Annotated in this window: 12 protein-coding genes; 5 read left to right on the top strand and 7 right to left on the bottom strand. The window is 37.4% G+C overall.

Annotated elements, in window-relative coordinates:
- Positions 1-252: 252 nt before the first annotated feature.
- Positions 253-438 (top strand): hypothetical protein, encoded by a 186-nt coding sequence (locus tag HDC90_RS05725; protein ID WP_184464746.1) that lies wholly within the window; start codon positions 253-255, stop codon positions 436-438.
- Positions 439-466: 28 nt separating this feature from the next.
- Here HDC90_RS05725 and HDC90_RS05720 read toward each other — a convergent pair whose 3' ends face one another.
- The 5 genes from HDC90_RS05720 to proS all read right to left on the bottom strand — a co-directional run bounded on the left by HDC90_RS05720 (position 467) and on the right by proS (position 6,197).
- Positions 467-1,114 (bottom strand): response regulator transcription factor, encoded by a 648-nt coding sequence (locus HDC90_RS05720; RefSeq protein WP_184464744.1) that lies wholly within the window; start codon positions 1,112-1,114, stop codon positions 467-469.
- Positions 1,115-1,758: 644 nt separating this feature from the next.
- Positions 1,759-2,373, bottom strand: coding sequence for a Crp/Fnr family transcriptional regulator (locus HDC90_RS05715; RefSeq protein WP_184464742.1), 615 nt, complete (start codon positions 2,371-2,373; stop codon positions 1,759-1,761).
- 116 nt (positions 2,374-2,489) lie between these two features.
- Entirely contained in the window at positions 2,490-3,341 is an 852-nt protein-coding gene (locus HDC90_RS05710; protein ID WP_184464740.1) for a TIGR02757 family protein, read from the bottom strand.
- A 148-nt stretch (positions 3,342-3,489) separates the two neighbouring features.
- Entirely contained in the window at positions 3,490-4,629 is a 1,140-nt protein-coding gene (locus tag HDC90_RS05705) for a cystathionine gamma-synthase (RefSeq protein ID WP_057934296.1), read from the bottom strand.
- Positions 4,630-4,724: 95 nt separating this feature from the next.
- Positions 4,725-6,197, bottom strand: coding sequence for a proline--tRNA ligase (proS, locus tag HDC90_RS05700; RefSeq protein ID WP_184464738.1), 1,473 nt, complete (start codon positions 6,195-6,197; stop codon positions 4,725-4,727).
- A 198-nt stretch (positions 6,198-6,395) separates the two neighbouring features.
- Between proS and HDC90_RS05695 the strand changes: the two genes are divergently transcribed.
- A complete protein-coding gene (locus tag HDC90_RS05695; protein ID WP_184464736.1) occupies positions 6,396-7,394 on the top strand; it encodes a hypothetical protein in 999 nt (332 codons plus the stop codon).
- Between the two features lie 20 nt (positions 7,395-7,414).
- Positions 7,415-8,944 (top strand): OmpP1/FadL family transporter, encoded by a 1,530-nt coding sequence (locus HDC90_RS05690; protein WP_184464734.1) that lies wholly within the window; start codon positions 7,415-7,417, stop codon positions 8,942-8,944.
- A gap of 99 nt (positions 8,945-9,043) precedes the next feature.
- Here the strand turns inward: HDC90_RS05690 and HDC90_RS05685 are convergent, their stop codons facing one another.
- Entirely contained in the window at positions 9,044-10,879 is a 1,836-nt protein-coding gene (locus HDC90_RS05685; protein WP_184464732.1) for a UbiD family decarboxylase, read from the bottom strand.
- A 105-nt stretch (positions 10,880-10,984) separates the two neighbouring features.
- Positions 10,985-11,464 (bottom strand): Dps family protein, encoded by a 480-nt coding sequence (locus tag HDC90_RS05680; RefSeq protein ID WP_184464730.1) that lies wholly within the window; start codon positions 11,462-11,464, stop codon positions 10,985-10,987.
- A 286-nt stretch (positions 11,465-11,750) separates the two neighbouring features.
- On the opposite strand from HDC90_RS05680, the gene HDC90_RS05675 reads away from it, so the two are divergent.
- Complete coding sequence (locus HDC90_RS05675; RefSeq protein ID WP_184464728.1) at positions 11,751-13,265, top strand: LysM peptidoglycan-binding domain-containing protein; 1,515 nt, start codon at positions 11,751-11,753, stop codon at positions 13,263-13,265.
- On the top strand, positions 13,262-13,912 hold the full coding sequence (locus HDC90_RS05670; protein WP_184464726.1) for a uridine kinase: 651 nt from the start codon (positions 13,262-13,264) through the stop codon (positions 13,910-13,912). Before HDC90_RS05675 ends, HDC90_RS05670 begins: the two co-directional genes overlap by 4 nt.
- Positions 13,913-14,047 lie beyond the last annotated feature (135 nt).

The following is a 14,047-nucleotide window of genomic DNA, read 5'->3' as shown; positions in this document are numbered from 1 at the left end:
AAAATATCCTTTTAAAGCATATACTGACCTATTTTATAAACACCTATTATTCAGATATTTTGATCTTAATCAAACAAATAAATACAACCTAAAGCTATACCTGTACTAAACCATATCAAATACAACTGTTATAAGGGCCGTTTATTTTAAATAATCTGGAAATTAGTTTAATTAGAAGGTAGTTCGAATGAAAATAATTAAATAAAACTTTGATTGTTTTAAAATGTTGAATGAGTAATAAACATTTATGTTATGAAAACTAAAAACGATAAAAAAACAGCTCAAAAAGAACATAAAAGTAAAGGAAGCTCAAAGGGAAAGGCCTCCTTCGATCAAAACGGAAAGGGTTCTTCAGATAAATTTGGTCAGGCTGGTTCCACCCCTAACGAATCAGGAGCGAGTGGGCTTGGTACGGTAAATAAAAACAGAAAGGCTTAGAAAAGATAAAAAGAGTAAAATACTCTTTTTATCTTTCATAGATACTCATCTTTTCAGCCAGCTCTATAATACTTTTTATTTTCAGCTTTTGAAAAAGCCTCAATTTATAAGTACTTACTGTTCCCATTTGAAGATTTAGCTGGTTAGAAATTTCTAATACTCCAATCCCCTTTGTTAGTAATTCTGCTACTTCTAATTCTCTACCCGAAAGTTTGGTAAAAGGATTATCGGCATCATTACCCAAAATGCTGTTAAACATGTTTTCTTTAACATTTCTGCTCGAATAGCGACTGCCTGCTAAAATGGTTGTAATAGCAGTTACAATTTCTGATTCTTCTGCATTTTTGGTTAAGTAACCCGACGCGCCAGACTTTAAATATGGAACAGCATAAATATTCTCATTCAAAGATGAAAATACCAAGATTTTTGCATTTGGCTGAACCAATTTAATTTGATCGATTACCTTAAGGTTGTTACCTCCTGGCAAATTCACGTCAATGATGATTAAACTTGGTGATTTTTCTGTTTCGACAAGCGCCTGCTCTAAGTTAGATGCATGAATGATTTCAACACCAGGCCAAAAATCTGATATTAAACCTTTTAATCCACGACGAATGATCTCGTGATCATCAGCGATGAGCACAGTAAAAGTACTTACGGCATTTTTTGTTTTCATTATTTTAAGAATATTCTGCAAGTTAATAAAAAGTTATTTTTTTGTACGCAATTGTAGTTAATTTTTCGTTTAAATGTGTAAATATTATTATACACAAGTCCACAGTTTTGTTTAAAACACCCTGAGAGCTACCAATCTGATCTTTGGTTTAATGAACGATATGAAAAGAAAATCTCATGTTTACCACTGTTATTGTCCTCTAGTAGATCAATTGAAAAACCTTACCATAAGCAATTCTGAGTTTTATGATAGAAAAATCTGTACCGCCGCTACAACATTGTGCTAAGATGTAAGATCATGTTGCAAATAGTTTTTATCATACAGCTTTACTCCTGTCTGGCACGAACTGCCAATCCAGATAAAATCTTTGATCATCTAAAATGCATTCAAATCTAATCACATCTGGCCTCCCAGACGTCTTTTAACAGGTAGGAAGTAACAGGTAGGAAGGTTAGCCTGAAAATCTTCAGGAAGTGAAAAAATTGCCCGTCGGCACGGTAATAATAAGATTTCGGCTATATAATATCACTTGTTCAGTGCATTTCCTTTTCACTAAAGAACTTAAGCCCCGTTAAAATCCTAAACCCTTTATTTTTGAGGTTAGCCAGATTGCAAAAACAAGAAATAAAATCAAATTAAAGGAATTAAATCTTAGCCCTAATCCTACTCAATGTTTCGAGCCGGATGGCTAAAAAAGAAGCAATATATTTTAAAGAAACGCGATTAATCAAATCGGGAAATGAGATTAAAAAACGTTTGTACCTTCTCTCGGCCGATGAAATCCGGCAAAGGTAAGCACGCTCTTCTGCCGAACGGTAATATAATTCCATCATTTTTCTACCAACAATATTGGCTTCAGGAAAATTTTCGTAAAGGTATTCTGATAATACATGTGGGATAGCGACCAAATCTACATCCTCTAATGCCTGTAAATACTCATCCGAATCGCCTTCTATCCACAAATTACGTATGGTACCTACAACTTCATTCTCTTTGGCAATCCATGTGGTAATTTCGTTATTCCCATCCTTAATAAAACCCCTAACTACACCTTTAACAATCAAAAAAAGGAACTTGTTACGGTCTACTGGTGAAACAAGATATTTATTTTTTTTGTAGCTAATTGGAAAGGTATGCTGGTTAATCCGCTTTTCTATCTCATTATTAAGCGGATGGAATTTCTTAAAAACTGAGATTAGTGGAGAAAAATCATTGTATTTCTTCCACCTATCTCCATCAGATGAATTAACTGCGATCATAACAAAACATTAGGATAGGCGCAATCCTGCTATATCTAAACAGGATCATTATGTAAGTATAGGAAGATTGAATTGAAAAATGATCTTTTTTTTGACTTTTCTAAATTTTACAAACTTTAAAATGACTTTTCTACACCTAATCCAAATAATGCAAAATCATACTTCACCGGATCTGAAGGATCGAACTGCTTCAGATTGTCCGTTAATTCAATTGCAGTCAACCAATCAGTCTGCTTTCTGTTAATCAGTCCGAGCAGTCGCCCTACCCTATCTACGTGTACATCACATGGACAAATTAAATCTTTTGGCTGGAGCGTATTCCAGACACCAAAATCGACACCATTTTGATCTACCCTAACCATCCATCGCAAAAACATATTTAAGCGCTTACAGGTAGATTTTTGCTTTGGCGAGGAAATGTGTTTCTTCGTCCGGTGAGGAAAATCTTCCAAGGAGAAAAAATACTGTCTGAAATGGTTCAAGGCTTGTTCTATCGAGAAATTAAGCGCAGCAGCATAACACAGCTCAGAAGTGTAGTTTATTTCAGCTTTTGTTGTTGATACTTCTAAATATTCTGATCTAAAGACATCTGGCTTTGGTACAAATGCCTGCTCCAAACTGTCGAAGTTTTGATAATGCTGTTTAAAAAACGAAATAAAATAAAGTAAATCGGTATCGTTAAATGTACGGTGTTTAAAATTCAACAGGCGTTTTAAATCACCATCGTTATGGTTAATAACAAAATCGTAAGGTGCATTATCCATCCGGCCAAGCAGTTCCCTGCATTTATTGATAATCGTTTTCCGTTGCCCCCAGGCAAAAACCGCTGCAAAAAAACCAGCTATTTCTATGTCTTGCTTTTTTTCGAAAAGATGGGGAATACAGACCGGATCGTTTGCTATAAAATTTGGCTGATTATATTGTTCAACTTTACTATCCAGAAAATTCTTTAACTCCAAAAATTGCATCGTTAGCTTTTTAGACAGAAATAGTCCTCATATTCATTAGCTGTCATTCTGAACGAAGTGAATAATCTGTAGATTATGAAATACTGACCATAACATAAGTAAAAAAGATTCTTCATTGCATTCAGAATGACAATGTATTTTATAACCCTTAGGCCAGTGCATTTGCTAGATCCTCTAAAAGATCATCAATATCTTCTACTCCAACACTTAAACGGAGCAAGTTATCGGTAACACCTACTTTCTCTCTTTCTTCTTTCGGAATAGAACCATGTGTCATCGTTGCCGGATGGTTAATTAATGATTCTACACCACCCAATGATTCAGCTAGTGTAAATACCTTAAAATTAGAAGAGATTCTAAAGGTTTCTTCCAAATCAGCACCTTTTAGTGTAATCGAAATCATACCGCCAAAACCACGCATCTGTTTTTTAGCTACATCATGATTAGGATGGTCTTCAAAACCCGGCCAATAGATTTTATCAACCTTTGGATGTGTTTTTAAATAATGCGCAATGCGCTCCCCATTTTCGCAGTGTGCTTTCATTCGAAGGTGAAGCGTTTTAATCCCCCTCAACACTAAAAAAGCATCTTGCGGACCTGGTGTTGCACCACAGGCATTATAAATAAACCAAAGATCTTTATACAATTGCTCATCGTTTGTTACCAAAGCACCCATTACCACATCAGAGTGGCCACCGATATACTTGGTTACCGAGTGCATTACAATATCAGCACCCAGATCGATCGGGTTTTGTAAATAAGGCGATGCGAACGTATTATCAACCGTAAGGATTAAATTTTTCTCCTTTGTAATTTTAGCTACTCCTTCAATATCGATAATCTGCATGGTAGGATTGGTAGGTGTTTCTATCCAAACCAATTTGGTTTTATCATTAATGTATGGCAATATGTTCTCTGGCTTAGAAAGATCCAGAAAATGAAACTTGATTCCGTATTTAGTGAAGATTTTGGTAAAAATCCGGTATGAGCCTCCATACAGATCGTTTCCGGTAATCACTTCATCGCCAGGCTGCAACAGTTTCAACACGGCATCTGTTGCCCCCATTCCGCTCGAAAAGGCTAAACCATATTTAGCATTTTCTAAAGCAGCTAAACAATCTTCCAAAGCTTTACGCGTCGGGTTTGTTCCTCTTGAATACTCGTAGCCCTTGTTATCTCCAGGAGATTTCTGCCAATAGGTAGAGGTTTGATATATCGGTGTCATTACTGCACCAGTAGTTGGATCAGGCTCTTGGCCTGCATGTATAGCTTTAGTTGCGAATTTCATTTTTCTTGAGATTTAGGATAATAGATTTGAGACAGGAGACTTGGGATTTGAGTTTTATTTTCTCTCACATCTTATGTCTCCAATCTCAAATCTAGCTAATACGCTCTTGCAAATAGTACTCTTTGTGTAGATGGTTTTCCTGAATAAATACAAACACCATCTTCCAATTTATTATTTAATGGAATACAACGTATAGTCGCTTTAGTTTCTTCTTTTATTTTTTGCTCCGTTTCTGGCGTTCCATCCCAATGTGCCGAAATAAAACCAGCTTTGGTATCTAACAGTTCCTGGAATTCTTCATAGCTGTTGGCTTCAGTAATATGCTCATCACGATAAGCCAATGCCTTGTTGAACATACTTTGCTGAATATCTTCCAGTAATTTAATGATATAAATATCCAAGCCTTCCTGAGGTACAGTCTGCTTCACTTTTGTATCTCTACGGGCAATTTCGACTGTTTTATTTTCCAAATCGCGACCACCAATGGCGATACGGATTGGCACACCTTTCATCTCATAATCAGCAAACTTAAATCCAGGCCGCTGTGTATCTCTATCATCATATTTAACAGAAACACCCATGCCCTTTAAGCGCATGGTTAATTCGTTTACGTAGGTTGATATTTTGGCTAAATCTTCTTCTCCTTTGTAAATTGGAACAATCACGACCTGAATTGGTGCTAATTTTGGTGGAATAACCAATCCCGAATCATCACTGTGCGCCATAATTAAAGCCCCCATCAAGCGGGTAGAAACACCCCATGAAGTAGCCCATACATGATCTAATTTCCCATCTTTGCCCGTAAACTTCACATCAAAAGCTTTGGCAAAATTCTGACCTAAAAAGTGAGATGTACCTGCCTGTAAAGCTTTACCATCCTGCATTAAGGCCTCAATGCAATAAGTATCTAAAGCACCGGCAAAACGCTCATTCGGCGATTTACGGCCTCTGATTACCGGAACTGCCAACCAATTTTCGGCAAAATCGGCATAAATATGCAACATACGTTCTGTTTCCTCAATAGCCTCTTCTGCTGTAGCATGCGCAGTATGCCCTTCTTGCCACAAAAATTCGGCTGTACGCAAAAACAACCTCGTCCGCATTTCCCATCTTACTACATTCGCCCACTGATTGATCAGTATTGGCAAATCACGGTACGATTGGATCCATCCTTTATAGGTATTCCAAATAATGGTTTCGGATGTTGGACGAACAATTAATTCCTCTTCCAATTTTGCAGTCTCATCAACCACAATATTTCCATTCCCATCATTTTTTAGCCGATAATGCGTCACTACTGCACATTCTGTCGCAAAACCCTCTACATGAGAAGCTTCTTTAGAGAAAAATGACTTTGGAATGAATAATGGAAAATAGGCATTCTGATGCCCCGTATCCTTAAACATTTTATCTAAAACAGCCTGCATTTTTTCCCATATAGCATAGCCATTTGGCTTTATAACCATACAGCCACGCACTGCAGAGTGCTCTGCTAAATCTGCTTTTAACACAATATCATTATACCACTGGGAATAATCTGCTTCTCTACTTGTAATTTCTTTGCTCATCTTATGTATTTGGAACGTAATTTGTATGTTAAAAAGTGTAAAATCCGACGGCAAATTTATAAATTTATGCCTACAAACGATCAACAATTGACATCAATTGTGATTTAACATTTTTAGACTAAGTAAATAGTTAGGAATTAACTACTTTTGGAACTTGTTTATTACATTCGTGAACACACACAACTAAATATAAACACAATGAAACCAATTAAATTTTTACCCATTGTTATGATTGCCGCCGCAGGATTGGTGGCATCATGCGCTACATCAAAATTGGCTCAAACTAAGCCAGCTGATGATGTTTATAATTCTGTAGCGAAAGCTAGGGAGGTTGAAGTGGTCCTTCCTTCACAACGCCAACAAGCACAAAACCAGGCGCAGGGACAAGAAGAATATGATGAATATTATGGAACCAGTAATCCTTATTACGATATGGACTATTCATCTAGAATAAACCGTTTTTACAATGGTTACAGCTTTCAAGGCTACTACGACCCTTATTTTGACAATTACTATTACGGAAGCAGTTATGGTCCTTCTAACTATTTGGGTTACGGCTTAGGCTGGAACAGTGGATACGGTTTAGGTGGCTGGGGCGGAAGCTTTGGTTATGGCAGTATCTGGAACAACCCATTTTATTATGGCAACTTTGGTTACGGATGGAATAACCCTTACGGTTGGAATTCATGGGGTCCTTACTCTTACTATGACCGTTACGGTTGGGGCGGTGGATACTACGGCGGTGGCTGGGGTATCGGCGGCGGATACTATGGTGGAGGTGTGTATACCAATAGGGGTTATAGCAGACCAAGACCTGGAAGTGACGATAGAGGCATACCAAGATACGGAAATGGCAATGCCGGAAACGCGGGCAGACCAAGCAGATCTGGTGTTACAAATCCAAATGGTGTAGGTTATGTTCCAAATATTAATGCCGGAAGACCAACCAGAAGCCAGACTAATGGCGGGTATCAACCTCAGGGCACTCAAGCTGGCAGACCAACCAGAAATGATAACTATTCACCTCAACAAGGTACACAAAGTAGCAGACCTACCAGAAACGAAAGTTATAATCCTCCGGCAAGAACCGAAAGCAGACCAAGTTATTCACCTCCACCATCAAATGGCGGAGGCGGTGGTTCAACTGGCGGCGGCGGTGGTGGCGGTTCAAGACCATCTAGAGCAGGAAGAGGTTAACTTAAATTTAAACACACAACATGAAAAAATATATTTTAGCTTCAGTAGTAGCTACAGTAGCCGCTATAGGAACGTCGCATGCCCAAAGTTATGCACCAGATGCATTCCGATTCTCACAAACTAATTATGGTAGCTCTGCCCGATTTAAAGGTATGGGCGGTGCTCAGGTTGGCGTTGGTGGTGATGTCGGCTCAATTAACGCGAACCCTGCCGGATTAGGCCTGTTTACTAAATCAGAATTTAGTCTTACACCAGAATTTAATTCAGTTTCTAATAACAGTGCTTATTTAGGCAATAATACAAAAGCAAATAAAAACCAGCTTAACCTGAATAACATTGGTGTTGTATTTTACAGCCCAGCGGCAAAAATAAAAGGTGCTGATGTAAATAAAGGATTAGTGAGTACCGTTTTTGGCCTGAGTTATACCCGTAACAACGATTTCTTAAATAATATCAGTTATAATGGCACAAATAACAATAGCTCGATCAGGGATTCATACGTAGATCAAGCCAATAATTTTGGTGTAACAAACACCATCGCTGGTGATGCTTATAAAAGTTATTTGATTAATAAAAACACACCTACTTTTCCAAATCAATTTTCTGCAGAACCTTATAACAATGCCAATTTCAAACAAAACTGGGATGAATCACGCTTAGGTTCTACTTCTGAATTTAATGTGGCAGGCGCATTGAACTTTGGCAACAAAGTTTACATTGGTGCAACAGCCAGTTTTGTAAATGTGAAATATACCAGCGATGCTACTTTCACGGAATCAGGTATTGTTAACTCATATAATGATGGTGACGCCTTACCTACATACAATGGAAACGAAAATTATAACCTTACGCACTTTAGAAACCAGGAAACTAAAGGTGGCGGTTTCAATTTAAAATTAGGTGCAATTTTCAGACCGGTAAGTGAGTTAAGGATTGGTTTAAATTTCCAGACCCCAACCTGGATGAATATTGAAGACAATACCAATGAGACTTTGCAGGCCACTACAGCTGGAAATGCTAATACTGCCCCAACTAAATCGAACAATCCAACTCAGTACTATTCATTCACTTATAATCTGCGTACACCTTTAAAAGCTTCAGCTGGTATCAGTTATGTAATTGCAGGTACTGCATTAATATCAGCTGATGTGGATTATGTAGATTATTCATCAATGCGTTTTTCTGATTCTAATGGTTCTGATATTTCAACAATCAATAGCAACAATGCTTTTATTAAAGCATCTTATAAAGAAGCGGTTAACTACAGAGTTGGTGCGGAAGTAAAAGTAACAAACGAATTTAGCTTACGCGCCGGTTATGGCGTAAATGGAAATGGCGTTAAAGGTGGCGATAATAAATTTTACCAAGGCCAATATTATACTGGCGGACTTGGCTATCGTATCGACAACTATTACTTCGATTTAGCCTATCAGAATTACAAAACAAACTTCAGCTCTAGCCCTTATTTATTAGACGATTATACAGAACCTGTTGCTGATGTTAAAAGCAATAGAAATAATGTATTCTTAACTTTTGGTGTAAGATTTTAAGTGTTAATATGACCGTATAAAAAAGGCTTCAGTCGATTTTCTGAAGCCTTTTTTTGTTTATCACTAAAATTAACAGGAGTAAATCTGAATTGTTCAATACTAAATTATTCCATACAGGCTTCCGCCCTTTTGCGCCAAGGCATCCAGTTTTTTTTCAATTTCAGGGTCTTTGATCAATTCAGGTGCGTGATGGGGCTTTTTCCTTGCATCGATAATTAATGAACCTTTACATCCCCAGTGTTTATTGATGGTAAAATCGTTAATACCATATATATCAGCCGCAGGGTTGCTTCTGGTAAACGCTACCCATACCAGGTTATCAATGGTTTCAGCAGTAAATGTGGCATCATCTGCCAATATAATTAAAGGCAGGCCAGATAAATCCTGATCCATCAAAACCATGTTTAACAAAGCAATTTCTGCAGCTGTTTTCTCAGGGTTTAAATATTGGTGGCTTTCTAAAACTAAAACCCCTGGAATAGCGATTTTGGCTTGATGAAATCCATCGCTCAGTTTCAGCCCTTCAGGAAGCTTATCCCATAGTTCCCGTTGCTTGTCTCCTGCCGCAGCAATTACAACCTTCGATCCGCTGTTTAATCCATCGCCACTATAATCAAGTGTATCAATTGTGGTATTGGTATAAAAATGTACATCTCTGGTTAAATCGATCCGTTCTAAAATATGGGTTAGAAATGCTTCAATATGATGTGTACTTAAATGCTGGTCATCCTCTTTTGCTGCAATAAACAGGTATTTAGCCAAACTCAATTGGTTTTTTCCTAAGATGTGATTGGCTATGGTTAAAATTTCCTGAGGTCTGCGCACTTTTAAATAAGGGGTGTAGCGCTCGCTACCGATAGCAAAAAGCAAAGGGTGAACGCCAGCCGCATCAACCGCATGAACTTCTTTTAAACCATGTATTTCCTGCGGTATTGCCGAGCCTGTAATCTCATGGATCAAGGCCCCAAAACTGGTATCCTCCTGTGGCGGACGGCCAACAACCGTAAACGACCAAATGGCATCCTTTTTATGATATACATTGCGTACCTTCATTAAAGGAAAAGGATGCGTTAAACTGTAATAACCCAGGTGATCGCCAAAAGGCCCTTCTGGTTTATTTTCATTTGGGTAAACCATTCCAGTAATAATAAAATCGGCATCTGCAGAAATGCAAAAACCTTCATCATCATAAAAATAACGAAAACGCCTATCGCCTAATGCTCCAGCAAAGGTCATTTCCGATAATCCTTCAGGCAAAGGCATTACTGCTGCTAAAGGATGCGATGGAGGCCCACCAACAAAAATGCTAACTTTTAAGGGTTGGCCTAGTGCATTGGCTTTAGATTGATGTACGCCAATTCCCCTGTGGATCTGATAGTGTAATCCTATCTCCTGATCCTGAACATAATCATTTCCCCCTAATTGGATACGATACATGCCCAAATTTGCATTTAAAACACCTGGTTTGTCTATATCTTCGGTGTAAACCTGCGGCATGGTAACAAAAGGGCCGCCATCCATAGGCCAGTTTACAATTTGAGGCAGCTGACCAATACTTGTTTTTAAAAATTTGCTTTTTGCAGAAGGTGTTTTAAGCGGCAGGGCCGATAAGGCCGACATCGCAGAACCAACATACTTGAAAGGTTTTTTCAGCGCTTTTATAGGATCGTTGCGTAATGTTACCAACTGCTGTACTTTTGGTAAAGTATCTCTAAAAATAAACTTCGATCGTTCTAAAGTCCCAAACAAGTTTGAAACGGCAGGAAAAGGACTTCCTTTAACTTTTTCAAATAAAATAGCTGGTCCTTTATTCTCGTAAACCCTTAAATGGATGGCTGCCATTTCTAAATAGGGATCTACCTCCTCTTTTATCCTGATTAAATGACCGTGCTTTTCTAGATCGGATACGCATTCTGCTAAACTTTTGTATGCCATGCCCAAAGATAAATAATTAGATTTTCTCCAAAACAAAAAAGCCTCATATAAGCAGATTTTACAATAAAGCTACTTACACAAGGCTTTTAACCTAAGATTTTGATATTACTTTTTCCCTGCGAAAGAACGTAACATCCAGGTATTTTTCTCTTTAAACTGCATAAAACGGTTAACCATATCGTTAGAACCATCGTCTCCGGCCGCCTCTGTAGCTTCTAAAAGTTCTCTTTCTAATTCGATCAATGCAGCCATATCATCTAAAACAGCATCTACCATATCAAGGTCTTTTAGTCCAATGGTATCAATCTCTTTAATTTTAGATTCTTTAATATAGTCGGCAAAACGGCTATGCGGTGCTTTGCCCAAGGTTAATACACGCTCTGCTATCTCATCAATAGTGAGTTGCGCATTGGTATATAATTCTTCAAACTTAACATGTAAAGTAAAAAAATTCTGTCCTTTAATATTCCAGTGGCAACCTCTTAATTTTTGATAATGAATATGATAATTTGCCAAATAATCGTTTAATAGATCTACAACTGGTTTAACCTCTTTTTCGTTTAAGCTTATTTCTTTAGCGTCCATTTTTTTTGCTTTTTAGGAATGTATTTTAATGTCTATCTAACAACCCAAATTTGGAAAAGTTTTGTCCAATTTTGTCTTTTGAACAATACGTTATTTATTAGATCGTTTAATATTCAATATTGTACTAAATAACAATTTTATAAACATTTGTTAATGAACAGCATATCGATATTACATTGTTAAAGTCATCTAATTTTTACTTAAAAACGGGCAACAGAACATAAGATGGTTAACAATATTATTCGTATAATTGCTCCCTTTGACTTAGAAATTTACATAAAAATAAATGCATAAAATATATTTATCTGCTGTAGTGTTATTTGCCTTAAACATTGCAAATGCCAAAGCCAATACAGCGAGAGACTCTATCGGTGTAGAAAATAATAAAGGCAAAAAACTGATTGTACACCAAACTGTGGCTAAAGACACTTATTATTCCATAGGAAGAAGATATAATGTTTCGCCAAAAGATATCATGGCCTTTAATGATAACAAATACCTTCAGATCGGGGTAATTATTAAGGTACCTACAAATATCCCTTTTACAGCTAATGGTTCACCAAATAGTGCACAAAGTGTATCAACCTCTAATGTGATAGAACACACTATAAAGCCAAAAGAAAATTTAAACATGTTGGCCGAAAAATATGGCACAACTATAAATGAGATTAAAACTTTAAATAACCTGAGCGGAAATAATTTAAGTATTGGCCAGGTTTTAAAAATTCCCGCAAAAAATGCAGAACAAACCAATACAGCAGCACCAGTAACGCCACCTGCAAAAAACAATACCGAGCGGACAGCTGAGAACAACCAAGCATCAGATCAGACCATGATTGAACATACCGTGCAACCTAAAGAGTTTTTAGGAAAAATTGCAGAGAAGTACGGTACTACTGTTGATGAGGTAAAAAAAGCCAATAACCTTTCGGGAAACAATCTGCGCATTGGTCAGAAACTTAAAATTCCGGCAACCAAAAATATAGATGAGAATAAAGCAGTAGCTGCCGAAGAAAAACCCATTCAGGAAAACAAATCTACAGATGCTGCCGGCACACATACGGTTTTAAGAAACGAGACGATCTTTACCATTGCTAAACAATACGGCATTACGGCTTACCAGATTAGAAAACTGAATGACTTACCTGATAATGCTATTACCATTGGTCAGGTTTTAAAAGTTCCGGGTGGTATTATTACAGATGTTCAGGTTCCAAAAGAAAAGCAGGCAGAAGCTAAAGTTAAAGAAGTACCAGCAGCAAAAGAAGAGAGTTTTATACATACTGTAGCTACCGGAGAAAACATTTTTACCATTGCCAAAAAATATAATTTAACCGCTTATCAGATCAGAACAGCGAACAAGCTGGACGATAATGCCATTAAGGTGGATCAGAAACTGATTATTCCTAAACCACCGCAACCTAAGTCGGTAAATGATCTATCGAAAGAAGAACAAGAAAATGAACCAGATAGTACTATGGTTAAAGATCCTAAACTTCGCCGCGATCCGAGCGTATATGGTTTAAGTCAGATCGAAGAAAAAGGAACCGCAGTTTGGATTGCAGACCAAGATCTGGATGGAACAAAAATGTTGGTTTTACACCGTACGGCTCCTGTTGGTAGGGTAATTAAGATTACCAACCCAATGACTAACCGTACTACCTTTGCCAAAGTTGTTGGTAAATTTACGGAGAACGAATCCACAAAAGATGTTATAATTGTAATGACTAAAGCTGTAGCCGATTCATTAGGCGCTTTAGACAAACGTTTTTTCTGCAATTTAACATATAGTGCTCAATGAGTTCAAACAAAAAACCATTTATAATTGGTATTGCCGGTGGTAGCGGATCGGGTAAAACATTTTTCTTAAACTGCTTTCTTCATCATTTTAAACAGGATGAAGTAACGCTCGTATCGCAAGATGATTATTATATCCCTGCCGGCGAGATGACACAGGAAGAGAACAAATTATACAACTTCGACCTCCCGTCTACTATTGATAGTGAGCAGTTTTTGCGAGACATTAAGCAATTAATCAGTGGTGAAGTAGTTTATAAAAAAGAATATAACTTCAATAACCCATTAGCCGTAGTTAAAATTCTGGAGATTAAATCGGCACCGATCATTATTGTAGAAGGTCTTTTTATCCTCCACTTCAAAGAAATTGCCGCACTATTGGATCATACCATTTTTGTTGACGCAGATGAACAGGTAGCTTTAGATCGCCGTATAAAACGTGATGGTTTAGAACGTGGTTATCCAGAAGAAGATGTATTGTACAAATGGCACAACCACGTCGTTCCTGCCTATAAAGAATATTTATTGCCATACCGTGGCGAATGCAACAAGGTGATCATAAATAACACCAATGAGCCCGACGAAATTATTGCCATAACCGAAGCGATTTCGAATGATTTAAGGAATAGTATTTTGGTTGATCTAGAGTAAGTATAAGAAAAAAGACTGCATCATGATATAGTATTGTCATCCATGAGCCTGTCGAAGGACTTCATAATAAGAAGGGCGTTTCGACAGGCTCAACGTGACAAACTTTCGTAATTGGCGTGGTTTTTATCCCCGAAA

The organism is Pedobacter sp. AK013 (genome assembly GCF_014205835.1).
GTDB lineage: Bacteria > Bacteroidota > Bacteroidia > Sphingobacteriales > Sphingobacteriaceae > Pedobacter.
The sequence above is the reverse complement of the archived record's forward strand: the minus strand, read 5'-3'. Positions and strand labels throughout refer to the sequence as shown.

Coding starts and splice junctions, on each gene's coding strand:
- HDC90_RS05675 (WP_184464728.1), top strand. CDS start 11,751: ATGCATAAAATATATTTATCTGCTGTAGTGTTATTTGCCTTAAACATT.
- HDC90_RS05690 (WP_184464734.1), top strand. CDS start 7,415: ATGAAAAAATATATTTTAGCTTCAGTAGTAGCTACAGTAGCCGCTATA.
- HDC90_RS05710 (WP_184464740.1), bottom strand. CDS start 3,341: ATGCAATTTTTGGAGTTAAAGAATTTTCTGGATAGTAAAGTTGAACAA.
- HDC90_RS05720 (WP_184464744.1), bottom strand. CDS start 1,114: ATGAAAACAAAAAATGCCGTAAGTACTTTTACTGTGCTCATCGCTGAT.
- HDC90_RS05725 (WP_184464746.1), top strand. CDS start 253: ATGAAAACTAAAAACGATAAAAAAACAGCTCAAAAAGAACATAAAAGT.
- HDC90_RS05705 (WP_057934296.1), bottom strand. CDS start 4,629: ATGAAATTCGCAACTAAAGCTATACATGCAGGCCAAGAGCCTGATCCA.
- HDC90_RS05695 (WP_184464736.1), top strand. CDS start 6,396: ATGAAACCAATTAAATTTTTACCCATTGTTATGATTGCCGCCGCAGGA.
- HDC90_RS05715 (WP_184464742.1), bottom strand. CDS start 2,373: ATGATCGCAGTTAATTCATCTGATGGAGATAGGTGGAAGAAATACAAT.
- HDC90_RS05685 (WP_184464732.1), bottom strand. CDS start 10,879: ATGGCATACAAAAGTTTAGCAGAATGCGTATCCGATCTAGAAAAGCAC.
- HDC90_RS05670 (WP_184464726.1), top strand. CDS start 13,262: ATGAGTTCAAACAAAAAACCATTTATAATTGGTATTGCCGGTGGTAGC.
- HDC90_RS05680 (WP_184464730.1), bottom strand. CDS start 11,464: ATGGACGCTAAAGAAATAAGCTTAAACGAAAAAGAGGTTAAACCAGTT.
- proS (WP_184464738.1), bottom strand. CDS start 6,197: ATGAGCAAAGAAATTACAAGTAGAGAAGCAGATTATTCCCAGTGGTAT.